The sequence below is a fragment of the Flavobacterium sp. P3_A6 genome (assembly GCF_056403035.1).
This window is the reverse complement of record NZ_JBFUGG010000015.1, coordinates 1-20,887: the sequence shown is the minus strand read 5'-3', so window position 1 is coordinate 20,887 and position 20,887 is coordinate 1. Positions and strand designations below refer to the sequence as shown.

Here is a 20,887-nt window from a genome sequence, read left to right as displayed (position 1 = left end):
ATGTTTTATGGAATTACATCCTATTATTTTTCATATAATCAAACAAATCTTTGTATTCAGGAGGCATTTTATTTTCCAGGACTTTTCCGTCATAGATATAAAGTCGTTTCATTTTAATCATGGAACTTGGTAAAGTAGTAATGTTTGTAAGTACCATATTTAAATTTTCCAGCTCCTCTAATCTATCTATTTCTTCTGGCAAAGTTGCAATTTCATTGGCTCCAATATTCAAGTGTTTTAATTTTTTTAGTTCTAAAACAACGGCTGGAAATTCATTTAATTTATTCGAAAAAAGATCTAAGTCACTTAACTCCGTTAGTTTTGCCAGTTGAGGAGATATTTTCTGGATGTTGCAGTTTTTCAATGACAATTGCTCTAGCATAGGAAATTTTGAAATCGCATCTGGAATTTCTGTTATTACGATACTCATTTCCAAATGGGTAAGGTTTTTAAAGCGCTCTATTTCAGGAAACCACTCGCGGCTATTTCTATCAATCAATTTGAGCGATGTTACCGCATCTGGAGGCAATAATAAAGCTTCTTGCAAAGTTATAGGCAGTGTGTTAAAATGTTCTTCTGTCATATCTGATGGTATATCTGCCGATGGATTCGTGTTGGTAGCAGGACGCACCACAAATACACCTCCGCCTAAACGATTTTCGCCTCGATCTTGGGCAGATTCCATAAATACCAGTGAATTCTTGGCGCGAATAGCTGCAGGCAATTGAAAGGTGCGAAGTCCTAAATTATAAACGAGTCCAAATTTTTCGACTTCTAAAATTTTAATCCTAAAAATTTCACCTCTGGTTTTAAAACGGACATATAGTGTACCCGAAGCTTCGCCAGGGACATAAATTGGAATTCCTCCCAGTTTTACAAGCCCTTGCCAACCAGAAGAATACGTATTAATGTATTTCTTGATGGCAAACTCAGGATTTAAACCCGTTCGCCAATGTACAAAAGGATTGGTATCGGTGGTTTCGAGCCAAATCATTTCTAATAAAGGCTCTGATTGTGGAAAAGTCTCTTTTTTTGAAATATTTGGCAGATAATAGTCCTCACGATTATTAGTAGTTCGGTTCTCTTGAAAACGACAAATCATACGACTGTCCTTTAATCCTGAAAGCAAAATAGCAGTCTTGCCTTGACGTTTGAAAATTACACCTGCTTGATGAAGATCGTCACCCGAAACCCGAAGGTTAATAAATTCAACATACTCGGACGATGTGTATAATTGTATAAAAAGTTTTTCGAAATCTCTTTCTCCCAAATCCAAGTTTGAGTTGTGTATTTCATCGTAAGGCAGCACATCTTTTTTTCCTGTTTCTAAAAAAGGAATATATGATGCAGCTCCGTAAAAAGAGCCACTTCGATAAGAAAAGTTCAAGGGAGTTTCGAACGTAACAACCTTGTTTCCTGTTTCATCCAGTAACGAGTATGCTTTTCCTGCAGGCTTTGTGTTTTTTTCATATACTCTAAAAGGTCCCGTTTCGTCCAAATCCGAACAGACCATATATCGCTTTAAGGACGGGATATAAAAGTAGTGCGGATAATACACACGTCCACGAAGCACAGGAGCCAGTTCATACTTTTGGGATTGACTTAAAATCGTATTGCGAAATAGGTATTTGTATTTCGAGGTATTTTGAGCTTTTACCACTAATATTCCGAGTAAAAATACTGGAATGAGTATATAAAGTGCTGTCATTTTGATCATAATTAATTTCTTTCGGATTACTGTTCTACACTCATTTTTATAAAGTCATGAGTTCCCTTACTTTCTAAAATAATATGCAGCGTTTCGGATTCATGCCCTAATTTTTTTGATTTTTCTGCATACTCCATTGCTTTTTTTGGGTCTTTTAGTTTACAATACATTTCGGCGAGATTGCACACATACAGTCCCTCTTTTGGATAAGATTCTATTGCTTTTTCAAAATACGATTTGGATTCTTCATAGCGCAGTTCCTCTTCCAACAGGCATCCATAATTGTTGTAAATATGCGCCAATGCACTTGGTTCGTGTTCTGTTTTTGTAATAAAATAATCCTTTTTGGCATAGCAGGCTTTAAAACCTTCTTTGAACCACAATAATCGGGATTCTAAAAAATAAGCATAACCATACCTTGGGTCTAATGCTAATATTGCATCACATTTTTCCTGAGCCAAAGCATATTTTTTGTTTCCAACCAATGCCCAAGCTTCTTTCAAAAGAGTACGTTTTGTTTCATCTTCGTTTTCGTCGAGCAAATGGTCATCCATACTTTGTTTACGGTCTTTATCAATTTGAATCTCCCAATCGGTAAACTTCATCGCTTTTTCATTAGCGGTAAGCGTAAATTTCAAATCCGTTTTTTGGGAAATATTTTCAAAAGCAAGGTCAAAAAAAACAGGAGTTTCTTCATTTCCGTCCGTCAGTTTTTGAATGCAGTGATAGAGTTTTTGATAATTAATACGTAAAGTCAACCAACGGTATAAATAATCTCCTCGATACACAATTTCAATTTTTTTGGGCAAGAATCGCATCATTGATTGCTCCAAAGTTTCTATTTCGCTTTTGTATTCCCGAAAAGAAACATCAAATACATCCAAATAATTATTGCCTTCAAGCCCCGAAATACGTATGCTCCAAGAAACCAATTTATTTTGTATTTGAAAGCGTTCTTCAATCCCGCTAGAAGCTCTAATTTTTTCTATTAAACCCGAAAAGGCTTTTGGGTCGTTATAATATTCGTGTGAATAACGATGGCGTTTTATTTTTTCATCTCGTATTTCTTCTGTAATTAAAGTTGGAGTACTGCTGAGATGATTGATTAAAACAGTATCACTATTGAATAATTTTATTCCTCCGTGGGCATGAATATGGAGATTGAGCGGTTTGGTTTTTTTGCCTCTCAAAACTGCCGAAACATTGGTGGGGTATTTTTCTTGTTCCAAAATCATTTTCTCGAAAGGAAATGGTAATTCGATATCATAATATGCATTCTCTATAATCGAATACCAAGACATAAAAAGTTTATTAGCGCCAAAAGGCAAATGTATGGTATCGCTAAAAGCACTTTTTTCTAAATAATAATTTCGGGTACTATTATCTTCCATTTTTTTCAACTCCGCTTCCGAATAGTAACAAGGTGCTTTTTCTAGTTTAATGTCGGACATCGTGCGTTTTGAAGTGTTTACAAACTGTACGGCATCAATATACGTGAGTAATTGGCTGTCATAATCTATTTTTAGAGAAACCTTTAAATAATTCAAAGCCATTTTTCTTTCCTGAAAATAAAAACGACCATATTTAAAAACAGAATAAACAGTGGGAGTTCCAAGCAAAATTAACAACCATAATAGAAAATAAAGTGTATTGAAAATACCCGTTTTTTGATAAACAACCAGTGTATAAACTCCGTAATCTACAAACAGCAATAATCCAAATATAAAGACAACTCTTGTCAAAAATTCAAAGGTTATTCGTTGGCTACTTCTTCCGTAATAATAGACATACAGATAAGAAAAAAAAGAGATAAAAAAATTAAAAAACAAGGCAATCCCCATACCTAGAAAATAGTACAATACATAGATGATAACGGAGGCAATAAAAATTAATGCTATTGGAAAAGCACTATCTCTATTAAAATAGACTTCTTTTGTTTTTTGATAAGAACTGTAATTTTTCATAATGAAAATAATACTTTTTTTTTACTGGAGTATGTAATTACTCTTCATCAGTTTCATATACTGCGGTATCATCTATAGCCAGTTTTTGTTGTGCTCTTTTAACAAAAATATTATCAGATTCGGCACCTAATGCACGCTGTGTTGGAGTTAGATTTCCGTTAAGCCAAATCATCATGTCCTCATTATTGGTAATTTGGTACTTTGTGCTCAATCGATGAATTGCTTCTTGGTACACTTCCCAAACTACTGGATTTTTTTCGTCTTTTTGTTTTTCAATTAAAACTGGCAAAGCATCCTGACAGCCTAGATCAGTCAATGCTAAAATGGCAAAAGTTGGCCGGCCGGCATTTTCATCATTTTGTAAATAAGCAAGTGCTTCGGTATGATTTTTTTCCAGATACCATTTGGCATACAATGTCTGATGAACATAAATATTTTCTTTGTAATGTTTTAACTTTTTCGTAATTGTAGCATTCAAAAACGTAATGACATCAATTGTAGCAGAATATAAAGTAAGCAGTAGTGCGATAAAACCCGAAGCCTGATTCATTCCATAACTTCTTTTTTCGTTACTGCTAAACGCATAAATGTCAAAAACAAGATTGGCAAATTGTTTCCTGTCTTCTTCCTTCAAAGAAGAAATTGCCTGAACCAATGCTAACAATGTACTGCCATCCGGGTCTGCGCTTGTGCTTGTGCCTTGCTTGTCATTTTCTTTTGCATATTTTTTGACATAATCAAAAGAGGTTTCAAAAAACAAAATAACGGCTTGTTTAAACTTTGGGTTATAATAAGCTTGCGCCAATGCAAAAAGAGATAGTTCGTTTACATACAATTGCTGAAAAAACAAAAAATCTTCGCCTTTCAAATAGTCGGTAGCGTATCCTAAAACTGTATTAAATGCTTGCTCATCGTCCAGTGCAATCATTACATTGTAAAGTCTGTCTATCTTATCGTCGGCAATAGCAATAATCTCTTCTCGAAGGGTTTCACTTTTAGAAATGCGGTAGTCCTCTAAGGCCAGATTAAGGTAAACTTCCTTTAATTGATTTTTAAATGCCTGAAAAGAATAAAAATCATCGGTATAATCACTGCTACTATAGGATGTTATTTTATCTATGATTGTTTTGTATTCATTTGGATGTTTTGAGACAAAATGGGTTATTTCCTGTTCTATTGTAATTTGAAAATTTTTCATTTTATTACTTTGTGTTAAAAATTATTTTTTTAGATTCCAAAGTAAGTGCATTGTCTTTGGCAACAATTTAGAGTCCAGATATTGGGTATATTTATAGCTATCGTTCTTCTTTCTCTATAAAAAAAACTCTGAATGAATCCCATTCGCTCATAAATAAAGTCTAGCTGTGGGTACACATTAATACATTTGCCATTTATTAAAATTGCACCACTCATTACTACTTTCGATTTTGTTTTTTTGGTACTGTCCGTACTTTTTCAAAAGTCGGGTTATTTCATTTAATGAGTCTCACTATTTATAATGATTTTATACCTAAAAGGGAGGTGAAATATTTAACAAAATATTATAGTTACTTTTTATAAATCTAACGCATTATTAGATGATTTACTTCATAAATAAACTGGGTAACTAAAAAATAATATGTTTAAACTACAAAATATAATAGATGGTTATATATTTAAATATACCGGCTATAAAAATTATTCGAAATTTAATAAAGAACCAGAATATAAATAATCAAGCCAATAATAATTTGAATAAATAAATTAAAATTCTGGTTGTTACATTAAAAATATATACATACCTAAGGAATAACTCGAAGCGCAAAATTGATAACGATGAGCAGAGTTGCTCACTTGCCGAAGCACTCGAAAAATAGGGTTTGTTTATCAATTCTACACTTGCCAATATGGGAATTTCCTTTTTATGGAAGCTTTTTCGTAAAAATATGACGGCTCATAGGCACTTTTTTTTAAATCTTGCCAATTTCAAGTCAGAACCCATAGCAGTGAGTTGATGCCCTAGAAATTATTCTAAAATATGCCAATCATCCAAAGTATTTAAATGAAGATAGTTTATGACCTATCAGAGGATAATATAAGAAAATATACTAAAATTAAGTTTCCTTTTTCAACCTTTTATAGTAATTATGAATAAGTAAAGCTGCTCCATTTGTAGATGATAATTCTTCTAAACTTGTTTCACAAAGGGCGTCTATTCTGCACATTTGATCTATCTCTGATTGTAACTTTTCGTGAGTTTCGTCAAAAATAGAAATGTTTTCAATTGCAATTTTAATTATTTTAATTAATTGTTTAAAGTCTTCTTGAGATAATTTATTGTCCAATAAATAATTTTCCAACCTTGCTCCTTGTCTATATTTAGGATACTCTTCAAGTCCCATAAATATTAACATCCATGATTTATTGTAGTGTCCAATAGTTTTTATAATTCCTATATAATCTGCAATTAACTCATCGTGTAGGTTATTTGATGCCACCCCGTATTTTTTAAGTGTATATAGATGTGTGCATTCATGTTCTTCTCTTATCGAAATGGAATAGGATAACCATAAATTTTCAGTCAAACCCAATTGTTTTGCCGCTACATTACTATAGGGTTTTGTACTTAGAATAATTAATTTATCTTTATATAAGCTCTTATTAGGCAAAACATTACAAGAAAACTCTTTGGCCCAATTTCCAAAAGTGTTAGTTGTTAACCAATCGTTTTTTAAAATAGCTAATCTCTCCCAGTTATTGATTCCATTGATTAATACTGCACCCATAGATAACGGAACATGTTTGGGGTTGTTTTTATATAATAGTGATTGTATAATTGTTGTGAAGTCTTCTTTATTTGGAACCGTTACTATTGGTATTTTACCTGCAATGCTTTTATGAATTTTAAAAGCTATATTTTTAGAATCATTTAGCTTTAGTGAAAAAGGCAGATTTATATTTTCTGTTTTTCCTCTTAAAACTATATCTTTATAAAATTCTGTTTTTTCTATGTCTATTTCTATTGGAAAATTCAATTGAGGATAGCATTTTTTTAATTCATTAAAAATTGTTTTATCTTCAGTAATTCTTTTTGAAATCCCTCCCCAATATTCAAGATCTATTTCATCTGCTAAAGGCGATATTGTGTGTTTTTTTGACCAAAATTTATTTGACAAGTAGGTTTTAAGCTCTTCAGAAAAATCAAGGTTAATACTATGGTCAATTTTTTTTAATAAAGGCAATTTATCTAACATTATTAAGCAATTTGGCGTTTGGCAAGTTCTGTAAATAATCCATCCATTTGTATTAACTCATCATAAGTTCCTGATTCTTTGATTTCCCCTTTTTCCAAAACAAAAATACGGTCAGCATTTTTTATAGTACTCAACCTATGTGCAATAACTATGCGGGTAGCTTGAAGTTTATCTAAACTTTCTGCAACAATATTTTGAGTTTTATTATCAAGAGCGCTTGTTGCCTCATCCATAAATAATAATCTAGGTTTATGAACAATTGCTCTAGCAATCATTAATCTTTGTCTTTGACCTCCTGAAAATGTACCTGCCCCTTCACTAATAAACGTATGCATTTCCATTGGCATATTCTTTATGTCATCTTCCATACCGGCCATGCGTGCCGCAGCCCAAGCATCATCTAATGTTAATTCTGAATTACCAACAATATTTTGATAAATACTACCTGACATAAGCGCTCCATTTTGTAACACTACACCTATTTGCCGCCTTGTAAGTTCTTTATTCATTTTCTCAAATATATTTCCATCATAGAATATAGAGCCTAACTCAGGATGTTCAAAACCTAAAAGGAGTCTCATAATTGTTGATTTTCCTGAGCCAGATGCACCTACAAAAGCAACCATTTCACCAGGTTTTATTTTAAATGTAATATTTTTTAAAATTAGAGGCTGATCTTCATAATATCTAAAAGATATAGAATTCAGTTCAATTTCACCTATTAATTCACCTGGATCAATACTTTCTTCTATAGATTCTGGTTTTTCTTCTAAAATTGGCTTTACTCTTTCGTACAGAGGAATAACACTAAGTGAAGAAATAAATGCCATACTTAATCTTAAACTATCATTTAAAAATTTATTAAAGGAAATGATAAAAGCCATAAATGATCCTACAGATAACATTCCAGAATTTTGAGAATTTAAAACAGTATAATATATAAATGAAAAAAATAATATACTTGTAAAAAGAGGATAAGAGCTATTAAAAACTTCTACAAAGTTTTGAAAACTACCTGAACTAAATCCTAATTTTTTTAATTTTGAAAACTTATCACCCCATAAAGAAAAAATTCTTTTTTCACCTCCAGTTATTCTTATTTTACTAATTCCAGATAAAAATTCGAAAAGGAAACCTTGAATTTCTCCTTCGTATTTAGACACCTCTCGATCATACTTCAATTTTAGCCAGCCCATTAAAACCATAAAAGCAATAGCAATTAAAGCAAGTCCAACTCCAACCCATGCTAAACTTGAATCATAATAAAAAAGAAGTAATAAGTTAACAAATGAGAATGCCCCACTAAGTACTACCGTCATAAGTGTATTAGAAAGGATTTGTCTAATTGAGTTAATACTTAAAACTCTATTTGTGAGATCACCTGCAGTATATTTTTTATAAAAAGTTACAGGTAAGCGAAGTATATAATCCATCACTCCCGCTTGTAGGTTAACACTTGATTTTGACTCTACTCTCATTTGTAAGACTCCTTGGGTAAGTTGCAGGCCAGCAGATACCAAACCGATAATTATCATAATCGTAAAGATTTCTAAATGTGTGGATTTATCTGCAGTTGGTATTACATCATCATATATCATCCCAGATAATACAGGAATTAATAAACCGATTAGACTTCCGAGTAAAGAAGCAACTAATAATAGTTTTGCGTCTTTTTTCACACCATTCATAGCGAAACTTAATACTTTTTTTATGGAATCCATTTTTATATCAAACCCAGAAAAAAACATATAGCCTATAGGTTCTAAAGATTCGGCTATTTCATTGTTAACAACTGTTTCAGTCCCTTTTGAAAGATTTTTGATTATGTAAGTTGTAGAATTTTGCTGTATAAGGGCAACAGGCTCATTAGACTCTTTTATAAATGCTAATAAATGCCCATTTTCATCTTTCCACCACACATCTCTCAAAATAATTTTTCGTATTCTTACTTTAGAACTTTGAGCAATAGCATATAGAAGATTGTTTGCGTTATTTATATCTGATTCAAAATGTTTTGGCTCTACAAATTTAAAGCCAGCATGTTCTCCAATTAATTGACATGTTAAATAAAGTATGTTTTGTTTTTGTGTTTTACTATTCGTAAAGTGATATAATTTTTTTTTACTGCCTGTAACTATGGATTTTATTTTTTCTAAAGTGTTTTTTAATTCTTCTTCCTGATAAATTAATTTATCATTGAGGTTGTTGTTTTCGAACAAACTATTGATCTCAATATTTTTGCAAAGCTGATTGTAAAAATGGGCTTGTACTTTTTCTAAGGAAATTAAAAAATTAATTTCATCTTCTAAAACTTCTCTAGTACTCATTAATTTTAATTCAGAACATTCGGACAAGGATTTAATCCATAACTTATTACAAACAGGAATTGGAAATTTAGGAACACCTTCAAAATTAATAGTTTCCTGTTCTGAGAAAACGGAAAGCTGTCCATAAATTAAACTTACCCAATTTATTCCGTGAGAAGGATATGCTACCGTATTTTGATTTAAAAAAAATATATTGTATTTATCTAATGTCTTATAAGTTTTTGGTGCATTATTTGAACTAATTTTAAATGAAGTTTTTAATATCCATTTATCGATCATGCTTGTTAGAAAAAAATGATCAATAGTAATAAGTTTATGTTTATTTATAGATAATAAAGTAGCTTCGTTTGAAAAAACAATTAAACGAGTATCATTCTTAGAGTCAGGAGATAGTAAACTAAATAATAAGTCTCCTTTTTTTGCGGAGTAAAGATATTTTAACCCGCATAAATACTCTCCTTTTTTATCAACTCTAACATAAAACACATTTACTTCACCAGAAACTACCATCCAAAATTTGTCTGTGCTATTAAGTATCAATGGTTCTTCAACTCCTATATATATTTTTTCATTCGTTGACATATCTTAATTTTTATTTTGTTTCTATCAATTTTGCATAAACACGATTTAGTTTTAATAATTCTTTATGGGAGCCTCGTTCTACGATTTTACCAAACTCCATTACAATTATCTCGTCACAGTCCATTATAGTGCTTAATCTATGGGCAACAATTAAACAAGTACATCCTCTTTTCTTAATATTATCCATCACAATTTTTTCTGTGGTAGAATCTAATGCGCTAGTAGCTTCATCCATAATTAAAATTGTAGGGTTGCAAACTAAGGCTCTAGCAATTTCAATTCGCTGGCGTTGCCCTCCGCTAAAATTTGAACCGCCTTCTAATACAGAGCTATCGTAACCATCATTTCTAGCAGCAATAACATCATGAATATCAGCATCTCTTGCAGAATTTACAATGTTTTTTTCAGGAATCATTGTATCCCAAAAGGAAATGTTTTCTTTAATAGTACCATTAAACACGAGGACTTCCTGATCTATTACCGCTAATGATTCTGTAATGATATGTCTAGGTATATGTCTTCTATTTTTATTATCAAGTAAGATATCTCCTTCCCATGGATCATAAAGTCCTGAAGCTATTTTTGCAACAGTTGACTTTCCGCTCCCAGAACCTCCAACTAATGCCACCCTGCTTCCAGGCCTTAATTTTAAATTAAAGTTCTCTATTAATGCAGGCATGGTGCGACTATATCCAAAAGTCACATTCTTCATTTCGAAATATCCAATCAATTTATTATTAATGAATTCATTATTTACCTTTTGAATATTTTCATCTTCATTGTCTATAAATTGTTTGTCAATTTCATAGTTCATTACATCATCAATACGTGCCATATCGCTTTCTGTTTCGTGCAACATGGCTCCTACTGATACTAGTTGATTTACGGGGGTAATAAAATTATTCATTAAATAAGTAAAGGCAACTAAAGCTCCTAAAGTCATTTCTCCTTCCATTATTCTTAAGGCACCTATTCCTAATATTAAAGTATTTGTTAAAGATAAAATTAGATTTGGAAGTATATTAAGCTTTATTGTTAACCATCCAAATTCCTGCTGAGCATTCATTACTTTAGCCAAATATCCTATCCAGTTAGTAAAAAAATCATTTTCTCTACCAGAGGATTTTAATGTTTCAATCATACTAATTCCAGAGGTAGTAGTACCTAACAACTTTCCATTTTCATTACTTAATCTTCGGCTTCCGTCTTTTCTAGCCGTTGAAACATACCTTAAGGCAACAACATTTAGTGTTGCCATAAAAACACCAATTAATGTCAAGGTAACATCATATGAGAACATTAAAATTGCATAAAAAATCACAACAATAAGATTTAATACAGCGTTTGCTAAATCCCCACTTAACAGTTTTGCTACTTTATCATTTAATGAGACTCGATTACCTATTTCTCCACTGTATCTTTGAGTAAAAAAAGCAATTGGCAAATGAAAAACATGCCAAAGAAATTTACTAGAAGTTACCAATGCAAGTTTTGTTTCTAATTTAAGTAAAAAGTATTGCTGGAGATAAACTAAAGAAGCATTAATAATTAGTAGTGCACCCATAATTAATAAAAGGGGCATTACAAAACCTGAAAAATTATTAATTAAATATTTATCTATAAATATTTTAAGGAATGATGGAATTACTAAACCAGGAATTACTAAAAACAAACTTGCTATAATAATATAGATAATACTTAATTTAGAATTAGAAATTCTTGAAATTAAAGATGATATTAATCCTTTTTTATCATTTCCTTTTTCAAATTCTTTTGAAGGGCTAAAGGTTAAAACAACACCTGTATAAGAATCATCAAATTCTTTATGACTCACATAATACCTCCCTTGTGCCGGATCACTAAGGTAGACTCTGTTTTTTGTAAACCCCTCTAGGACTAAAAAATGGTTAAAATTCCAGAAAATAATCGATGGAGTTTCTATTTGCATTAGTTTTTCAATAGATTTAGCATATCCTTTTGCTTCTAATCCAAATTCTTTAGCTGCTTTTAGGATATTTGTAGCCTTCAATCCATCTCGTGATACCCCACAAGCTATTCTCAATTTTTCTAATGGAACAAACTTGCCAAAATGTCCTAAAATAATACTTAAAGCTGCAGCACCACATTCAACGCTTTCCATCTGTAGAACAGTCGGCACTTTAACAGGTCTAGCTTGTTTTTTTATAAGTAAGGTTGTGTTATTTATCATTTTGATAGATCAATATAGGTCAAAAAATTTCTTAAATGCAGGAACAACTAATATTATAGGGGGCTCTCGCTTGATAGTAATTTTACCCAAACATGATGTGCCTTCTTGCAGAAAAATATCCGGCCCTTTAGCAGAAGTCCATTTATAACCACTATATGATACAGGATCCTTTTCAAAATCAACGTAAACTTCAAACAAAGGACCACCTGTTAAAAGTTGCTTTGTAAGTTGATCATTTTTAACGGAGGTTAGCATTCCTTGTTGGGTTATCGGAAAATCAGACACATAAGTTACTTTCCCTTTTATAAAACCATATTCTTCAGGTTGTACGGTCGAAGGTACAATTAGAGCTTCCATTCCTTTTTTAATTTTTTTCCCATCTTTGGAAGGGATATAAAGAATTCCTCTTAGTTGTGATTGTTTTGTGTTAATTGTATTTTTAAGTTTAAATAATGGAGATCCCACTGATACTACAATTCCAGCATCGGTTAAAACTTCAACTACTTCTCCGCTATAAGGGCTTTTTATATTTCTTTGGTTGTCATATCTTTCAGTTAAAAACTGAAGATTTCTTTCAGCTTCTGCAATTCTTTGGCTTTGTAATGTAACTTTCTGCTGCATATCAAATCCCAAATCATTTTGTTGACTGGATGTTTCTACGATTTGTCCTTTCAATCTTTCGATTGTATTTTTGGATGCCTCTATCTGTTGTTTTGTATTTGCAACTTGCGATTTAGTTATTAAACTTTTATCAAGAAGTACATTCTCTGATTCCAATTGATTATTCAGAAATACGATCTTCTTTTTTTCTGATTCAATTTCGCCTTTAATACTTACACGTGATTGACTAATTATTTTACCTTGTAATTGAGTGCCTTGATTTCCATAAGACGTTAGCTTTTCCATTTCAAATTTTCTGTCTGACAATACCACTTTTGCATCTTCTATTTGTTGAAATAGTTCTGGTTGTCGTATTGTAGCGATAATATCTCCTTTTTTAACGTTATTACCTATAGCTACTTTTAACTCTACTAATTGTCCTTGTGCAGTAGCAACTACTTCATGAACGTCTCCACCTAATACAACCCCAACTACATTTAATTTTGTTTTTACGGTACCCATAAATGACCACATTAACGCTGTAAAAATCGCTACTATAATTGTAATTAGAGCTATCCATGCTTTTGTGCCAGTGACCTTAATTAATTGATCTAATTTTTCTGGAGTAGAAAGTTTCTCTAATGCCGATTTTCTAAAAAAAGTTGCTGACATAATTTATATATTTTTAATTTTCCGTGTTAGGAATAGTATAAAATGCATTTTGTGTAATTTTAAAACCAAGATCTTCTTTAGAAATAAGAGTCCCTGTTTCGTGTCTAAGAATTATGATTGCATTTGAAAATTGTTGCTGCGCGTTTAAATTCTCTAATTCTGAAGAAGTTAGTCTTTCTTGAAATATGATTAAATTTAAAAGAGTAGTTAAACCTGATTGAAACTTTATCTGTTCATTATTAAAAGCATTTTGGAAAAAATCAAAAGCTTCTTTTGATTTTTCAAGAATTACAACACTGTTTTTCAAGTTATTAATAGCTATATCAACATTCAGTTCAATATTTCTATGAGTGTTTTCATTTATTATGGACTGATTTTGCAAAGCGATTTTACTTATTGAATAATTCCCTTTTGCCAGATTGTTATTCAGTGGAAAAGAAAATGTTAGTTTAGCTCCACCTCCCATATCCTGACCTTGATTGTTAGTAAGAGAGGCCCAGGATTTATCAACACCGTTTCCAACGCTTGCACTTCCATAAAAAGCAAATGCTGATAAATTTAATTGAGGCTTTAGGTTGTTTGCTGCTATTAGATTTTGAAGCTCTATTGCTTTATATTCTTCTCCAATTGCCTTTACGTCACCTCTTTTATCCTTAGCAATTTTAATAAATGCATTTTTATTAATAGCTTCATTATATCCAGATTCTATGACAGTTGGAAAATCATTAATAGGAATATCTAATCTTTGACTTTCTTCATCGATTAGACCAATAGCTCGTCCTAAATTTAATCTTGCATTATATAGATCTTGTTTTGCAACAGCAGTTAACCTTTCCTGATTACTTAGATCGGCATTGACCTGAGCTAAATCACTTTGTGGTTTTTTATCCGCTTTTACAAGTTCAGTAGTCATGTTTAATACTTCTCTTACCCTATTTTCATTTTGAATATAAATTGACAGACTCTTATATGCAGTATAGTAATTCCAATAGGCAATACCAATTTGCTCAATTTCATAAGAATTTGCAAATTCATAATTATATTTACTTTTATTAATATAAAAAACAGATGCTTTTTCTGACGCTGTAGTTATCTTTGCTCCTCTTCCCCTTAAAAGAGGTTGGGTTAATGTAAGATTAACAGTACTGGAATGATTACCATAAAAAGCGCCAACATATTCAGCAAAGGCGTTATAAGGATAATTATTATTATTATAATTATACTTTAAACTTACATCTACTATTTGTCCAGTACGTAATGTTTTTTGTAAATCAGTTGAAACACCAAATGAATTATTTCTTAGAGTTTTATCGATGTATTTATTTCTAGAATCAGCATTAAAAAGATTGTATTTTTCATTTTGGTAGGTAACTTCAGAATTTAAGTTAAAATCAAATACACTTTTTTGAAGTTGAAAACTAGCTTCGGCATTTTGGATAGAGTAATTAGCGCTTTTTATGGTTGGATTTTTATTAAATGCAATACTTGAGACCTCTATTAAATCACACTTAATTTTAGACTGACTATATAAAATATTACTTGTAGTCAATAAAATATAAAACAAAAAGTAATTCCTCATATTTGAACCTTAATAATTAACACCTAACTTCACCTCGGAAAACCTATTTAATATTTGCCCGAAACGCGCCCCGGCTTGAGAAACCACATCCAATACTTTGGTATCAATTAAATCCTCTTCTTCGGTAATCCCATATCCTAACTGATCCGTTGTTTTTCTCAACCTATTAGAAAGAAACAATGCTAATGAGTAATAAAAATTAGCTTTAAAATCTGGATTTGAAGAAAGTCTTGCTTCTATTGCATTTCGGGATATTTTATAAACTACAGAGGTTTTTTTTGAAATAACAGAAACTGATGGAGGTCTGGATTCTAAGAAAGACATTTCACCTACAACTTCTCCTGCTCCTAAAAGTGCAATTTCTTCGCCCTCAATTTCATTTGAACAAATTGACAATTGACCTGATAATAAAATGTATAAATTATCTACATAGTTTCCTTTTTGGATCAGTGTATCTCCAATTTTTAATTCTATTTTTTGGCCATTATGGATCATCCATTCCAAATCTTTGTCATTTAATTGGCCTAGGAAAAAAAGCACTCGTTTCATAATATATATTTTTAAGGTTATGATTATTTAGTTATGCTATATTTAAAAAAATTTCATTAAAGAATCTTACAGGCTTTTACAATCAGTAATAATTATGGAGTGTTTAACAACCGTACATTAATACCGTCTAAATTATTCTCGTTTAATTCAATATCTTTTTAAAGTAGATTTAAAGGAACTTCAGATGAAATTCTGGATTTGATTAATACTTTTTTATTACACTCTTTTAGGCTAATGAGTTTATTAATTCTTTGGGTGATATATCATATTGATCACTGAACAATTTTGAAAAATAATGAGAATCATTATATCCAACAGAATAAGAAACTTGAGAAATGGAATCTTGAATATAATTATCGATTAGTTGCTTTGCTTTATGTAATCTTAATATGCGTATGTATTTATTAGGGGTTAAGTAAACTAAATTTCCAATTTTTCTATGAAGTTGTCTTTCACTTACAGCCATTTTACACGATAATTCATATAAATCAAGATCGTTCTTAGAAATGGAATTATAGATTTCTTTTTCTAAGCTTATTAACCAATTTTGGTCTTTTTTTGTAACTTTTTCCGGAGTTATCTTATTGGAGCATAAATCCTGAACATTCTTATTTGATTCATAAATATCAAAAATATCGGGTCTCCTTTGTATTGTTAAGCTTACTGAATTAGACTTAATTTCATTCAATATTTCCTCTATAAGATCATTAATTTCATTACTACTAGAAAAAATAATTTCATTTTTAATCTCGTTCCCAGTTGTGCTAGGTGTGCTAGCAGTAATAATAGAATCTAATGGACTCTTTATATGTAAGAATAGATGATTTAAAATATCTGGTGAAGACCAATCTATTGCAGTTTTTTTTGCTATTGTATTCATGATTTGTAATGGTAATTAATCCTATTGGTTATTAATTTTCAACAATCAAGTACTGATACGTTTTTAGGCAAATTCAAAGACTTTTGACTTTTCTTTTGCAAACAAAACATTGTTTTGTTTGCAACTATCTTAAATACAGATATACAAAACAATCAATACGCTTTTATTACTTTATAATCACTCTGTTTTATCGGTTTTTCTATACTCCAAAATTTTAGTTGCAAACAATCCTGAAGTGATTTAATATGTCAAAACTACTGCAAGAGTTTTGTATGGTTTTACACTTAAAGTGTAAAAAAAGTTAAAATTAGTATGTATTCAGCATCTTGTAAGCGGGTGAATCTAAATAAAACCGAACACCTCACAAGAAACGGAATCTCGTATTCACTCCAATTCGTTGTAAATATTTAAAGTTATTTGGGTGATTTTTACAAAAAAAAACGGTAAACATTCAGCTACAAAAAATACCGCAAAGTTCGCAAAGATATCATTCTAGCTCTTTCAGTTTGTTAACAAAGAGTAAAACAAACAATATCTGCTTTGCATACGTAAATTTAAAAGGGAATAATTCATCTTTGCGAACATTGCGATAAAATCAGTGCAAACAAGTCGTTAGCAACAGGTTGAATGGTTACAAAAACATCTCCTCTTATGACGAACAACAGCTAAGGGAGAAATGCCAAGTTTTGAATAAAATTTTTTAAATACGGATGAAAATGATATTGGAGAAACGAAGGATCGCCGGAAAATGATTTTGTATAAATCTGGAGACACTATATACAATTATTAAAATTTGTCTGAATCCAAAGTAAAAACATCTATACCTTGACCTAGAGCCATTTGTAATTTATTTAGCAAAGTCTGATGAAAAACAAGCGTTTTCTATCCAGATCAAAGAAGTAGATATTTAAGATTATGCATCTAGCTTTTTAGTGCTTCTGCATAAATATTGCACCGTTTATTTGTAGTCAAAAGGATTAATATTTTTATAATTTATTATGAAATAAAGTTTTTCCAAATAGAAGAGCTTAGTTTGTATCAAGTTCTGAAATCAATAAATTCAGCAACTTGCAATACATTTATGAGTTTTTAAGTAGACAACTTATAAAGTGTTTGTAGTGTGTTTTTTTCCTTCGTCGAATGACGTATTAAACAAACACATTAACCCTCTCTATATCATTCGCAATAATCTACACTCACGCAAAATGTCTTCGTCGTTGCCTTTATCAATGCCTAAAATATCCTTTATTTTACTTTTTCGTTTTTTAACAGTGTCTTCAGAAACTTTTATAGTCTTTGCAATAGTTTTTATTTGACATCCATTAGAAATAAGTGTTATGATTTGGCGGTCAACAGAATCAAAATGACCTTCGGCTAACAGGCGTTCAGTTTTTGCCTTTTTGGCACTTTTGCTAAAATAGTTTTCACCAGTCATGACTTTTTCATAAGCCAACAACAATTCTTCATCGTCGAGATCAGTTTTGACCATAATTCCGTTGACTTCTGTTTTTTGATAAATGTTGTACAAAATAACACTTTCAAAATGCGAAGTAATAATTAATGTTTTTGCACTAGGAATATATTTGTGAACTAAAAGTGCTAAATCGCCACCATTAGAAATATCCTTTTCGGGAAAAGATGGTATACTATAATCCAGCATTACCAAATCAAAAGGAATTGGTTTGGTTTCATTTGAAATACAATCGTAAGCATCTTTGCAATTGTTTGCAGAATAAAACTCTAACTGATGCCCTAAGTTATTGTGAGAAAGAATTGTTTTATATCCAGTAATCATTGCAGGATGATCTTCAACTATAAGTATTTTTTTTGTCATTAGTGTTTAAAACTCAAAGCTATAGAATTCTATTGGAATTGACAAATTTATTTTTGTACCTATATTTTGTTTCGATTCTATAGAGAATTGCCCCTTAAGTTCCATTGCGCGATGATTCATGTTTTTTAATCCAATTCCTTTTTTTGTTTGAGTTACATCAAAACCTTTGCCATTATCGGAAATTTGAATACTTATACCTGTTCCGCCTTTAGCAATTGCAATTGTAATTATATTAGCATCGGCATATTTATTGATGTTTTGTAATGCTTCTTGAAAAATTCTGTAAAGATTCATTTTTATATTTATATCGACCAACGACCAGACTATTCTCGGATCAATTTCTATGCTTATTTCAGCTATTGGGTTATTACTCAATTCAGTGAATAATGCTTTTATCATTGTTTCAAAATCATCAGATCCTGAAAAAACAGTAGTGTTTAGTTCGTGTGTCAGGTTGCGGATTTCTTCTTCGATATTTTTCATCTCAGCAATATGTACCAAATGTTTTTTTATTGATTCCGGTGATTGACTATATTTTATTTCGTATAAATTCATTCGTATTGCCGACAATTTTCCAATTATCCCGTCGTGCAGTTCTCTAGAGATGCGTTGTTTTTCGATAAGTTTGCCTTCTTCCATTTTTTGCTGATTTGAAAGCATCAAATTATAAATTTGCGAATCATTTAGAGCTTGTTCTTGTTTACGAAACAATTTTTCAAGTCTGATGTTTTTGTTTTTGTGATATAAAATAATTAACAATAATAATAATACCAAGCCACTTATGGTAGCATATAGAATGAATTGTTTAGAGATTTCATTTTTTTTATTCTCAACCATTTTTTTTTCTTGAATTATTTGGTCGGTTTCAAATTCTATCCGGGCATATTTATTACGAGAAGTACGTTCAACATCTTGAAGACTATCTTTAAGATGAATGTATTTATTTGTATAAAAGAATTTTTCTTGAGGATATGCAAAGGGCAATAAATTAAGGATTCTGAATTCATCTTCAAAAAAATTATTTTTATGTGCTTGCAATTGTGCGTCATTTAAGTAGAATTTGGCTTTTAAAGTGTCTTTTTGATTTAAATAATATTCACCTAAATAGATTTTTGAGGTAATCTGAACAGGAATATTATCTATTTTGTCGCCAATTTTTAAAGTTTCTTCAAATTGTTTTAATGACGATTTGTTACCTAGTTTAAATTTAGAATAAGCCAGTTTATTGGTAAGATAACAATAAATTGGAGGATCTATTTTTTTGAAATCTGCTATAGCTAACCCTTGTTTTGCAAATGCGATCGCTTTTTTATATTTCTGGGTTTTTACATATATATTAGCAATATGATTGTAGGGCTGGCATTTGTAAGATAAATAATTTGAATTTGTTTTTAATTTTTCAGAAATCCTAATAGCTTTGTTGTAATAATCTACAGCTTTTTCATAATTATCCAGACCAACAAGCGTACTTCCTAAAGTGAGATAACAATTGTAAATCAGTAGATTATTATTTTTTTCAATACCAAATTTTAATGCTTCAATCGCTAATTTTTCAGCCCCTACATAGTCATTTTTAAAAGATAATATTTCTGCTTTCCATATCTTTACATTACCCAATAAATTCTCATTCTTTTTTTTTAAAAGGACTTTTTCTGATTTTGTAAAGTAATAATAGGCGGAATCATATTTTGTTTCTTTATTATAAACAATTGCAATACTGTAGCTTGTATTTTGAATACCTTCGTTGTCTTTTAATAAAATTGATTTTCTATACAACTTTTGCAATAAGTAAAGACATTTATGATCCTCCCCAAGTTGTAAAAATGAATCTGCCAATTCAAAATAATAGTCAGCAGACATAACTAAAGTGTCATTTTTTTGAATAATTTCAGAAGCTAATAATGCCTTTTCTAACCTTTCTTCTTTAGTTTTGTTTTTGTTTGTCGAAGTAGAAATCAACGAATCTAACTTACTAGCGTTTGAAGCGTAAGAATTTTCATTTTTACGTTCGCATCCAATAAAAAAAATACTAAAAATCAATATTGTTGTGAATAGTTTCAATCGTGTTTTATTAAAATAATCGTAAAAGTACATTTTTTTTAACTTTTTAATATGTTTAAAAAAATAATACAAAAAACTAAAAAGGTTACTTTTTTGGTGGGATCATGCTACCAGGATTATTTGGGTCAACATCAGCTTGAACTTGAACTTTAGGTTTGTCAGTTTCAATTTCGTCAGCAGTACAAGAATTTAAAGTGGCTAATAGAGATATAATGGCGATAATATAAAAAAAATGTTTCATGGTGTCTTAGGTTTTGTTTAGAAAATGTTTGTTTGAGCAACAGCTTTGTAATAATTATTGCAGTTACTAAAAAATGTTTTTCAGGAATTCCTCGTTCTTGTAATATTACATGACAAATCTATATCGATTCTAAAGTTTGGCTTTAGACTAAAAGTGTAAAAAATGTTAAAATTCCCACTTTTCATGGTATTCCTCTTTGAAAATAGTTTAACTATTTCCGGTAACAAACAATAACCTTTTAAGAAAGAAATTTAGATTTGACTTGATAAATCAGCAATAAAAATGGGTTCACTTTACCACTGGAATAGGTAATAAGAAAATGTTGCCTTTTTTTTTATTCTAGTAGTAGTAGTAGTAGTAGTAGTAGTAGTAGTAGTAGTAGTAGTAGTAGTAGTAGTAGTAGTAGTAGTAGTAGTAGTAGTAGTAGTAGTAGTAGTAGTAGTAGTAG

The 20,887-nt window shown here is 30.7% G+C and carries 13 protein-coding genes; all 13 read right to left on the bottom strand.

Annotation, left to right across the window (positions count from 1 at the left end):
* Positions 1–13 precede the first annotated feature (13 nt).
* The 13 genes from AC1DVP_RS14550 to AC1DVP_RS14490 all read right to left on the bottom strand — a co-directional run bounded on the left by AC1DVP_RS14550 (position 14) and on the right by AC1DVP_RS14490 (position 20,439).
* Positions 14–1,708: a leucine-rich repeat domain-containing protein gene (locus tag AC1DVP_RS14550; RefSeq protein WP_477184210.1), complete on the bottom strand. Its 1,695-nt coding sequence runs from the start codon at positions 1,706–1,708 to the stop codon at positions 14–16.
* Positions 1,709–1,734: 26 nt separating this feature from the next.
* Complete coding sequence (locus AC1DVP_RS14545; protein ID WP_477184209.1) at positions 1,735–3,672, bottom strand: tetratricopeptide repeat protein; 1,938 nt, start codon at positions 3,670–3,672, stop codon at positions 1,735–1,737.
* A gap of 37 nt (positions 3,673–3,709) precedes the next feature.
* A complete protein-coding gene (locus AC1DVP_RS14540) occupies positions 3,710–4,870 on the bottom strand; it encodes a hypothetical protein (protein ID WP_477184208.1) in 1,161 nt (386 codons plus the stop codon).
* An 895-nt stretch (positions 4,871–5,765) separates the two neighbouring features.
* Positions 5,766–6,905 carry a DUF7005 family protein gene (locus AC1DVP_RS14535; RefSeq protein ID WP_477184207.1) on the bottom strand — a complete coding sequence of 380 codons (1,140 nt, stop codon included), beginning with the start codon at positions 6,903–6,905 and terminating at the stop codon, positions 5,766–5,768.
* Between the two features lie 2 nt (positions 6,906–6,907).
* Entirely contained in the window at positions 6,908–9,814 is a 2,907-nt protein-coding gene (locus AC1DVP_RS14530; RefSeq protein ID WP_477184206.1) for an NHLP bacteriocin export ABC transporter permease/ATPase subunit, read from the bottom strand.
* A gap of 10 nt (positions 9,815–9,824) precedes the next feature.
* Positions 9,825–12,023 carry an NHLP family bacteriocin export ABC transporter peptidase/permease/ATPase subunit gene (locus AC1DVP_RS14525; protein ID WP_477184205.1) on the bottom strand — a complete coding sequence of 733 codons (2,199 nt, stop codon included), beginning with the start codon at positions 12,021–12,023 and terminating at the stop codon, positions 9,825–9,827.
* Positions 12,024–12,032: 9 nt separating this feature from the next.
* Positions 12,033–13,295, bottom strand: coding sequence for an NHLP bacteriocin system secretion protein (locus AC1DVP_RS14520; RefSeq protein WP_477184204.1), 1,263 nt, complete (start codon positions 13,293–13,295; stop codon positions 12,033–12,035).
* A gap of 13 nt (positions 13,296–13,308) precedes the next feature.
* Positions 13,309–14,844 carry a TolC family protein gene (locus AC1DVP_RS14515; protein WP_477184203.1) on the bottom strand — a complete coding sequence of 512 codons (1,536 nt, stop codon included), beginning with the start codon at positions 14,842–14,844 and terminating at the stop codon, positions 13,309–13,311.
* A gap of 39 nt (positions 14,845–14,883) precedes the next feature.
* Positions 14,884–15,423 (bottom strand): cyclic nucleotide-binding domain-containing protein, encoded by a 540-nt coding sequence (locus AC1DVP_RS14510; RefSeq protein ID WP_477184202.1) that lies wholly within the window; start codon positions 15,421–15,423, stop codon positions 14,884–14,886.
* 226 nt (positions 15,424–15,649) lie between these two features.
* On the bottom strand, positions 15,650–16,303 hold the full coding sequence (locus tag AC1DVP_RS14505) for a helix-turn-helix transcriptional regulator (protein ID WP_477184201.1): 654 nt from the start codon (positions 16,301–16,303) through the stop codon (positions 15,650–15,652).
* 1,171 nt (positions 16,304–17,474) lie between these two features.
* On the bottom strand, positions 17,475–18,137 hold the full coding sequence (locus tag AC1DVP_RS14500; protein ID WP_477184200.1) for a hypothetical protein: 663 nt from the start codon (positions 18,135–18,137) through the stop codon (positions 17,475–17,477).
* A gap of 6 nt (positions 18,138–18,143) precedes the next feature.
* A complete protein-coding gene (locus AC1DVP_RS14495) occupies positions 18,144–20,231 on the bottom strand; it encodes a tetratricopeptide repeat-containing sensor histidine kinase (protein ID WP_477184199.1) in 2,088 nt (695 codons plus the stop codon).
* A gap of 52 nt (positions 20,232–20,283) precedes the next feature.
* Positions 20,284–20,439, bottom strand: coding sequence for a hypothetical protein (locus AC1DVP_RS14490; protein WP_477184198.1), 156 nt, complete (start codon positions 20,437–20,439; stop codon positions 20,284–20,286).
* Positions 20,440–20,887 lie beyond the last annotated feature (448 nt).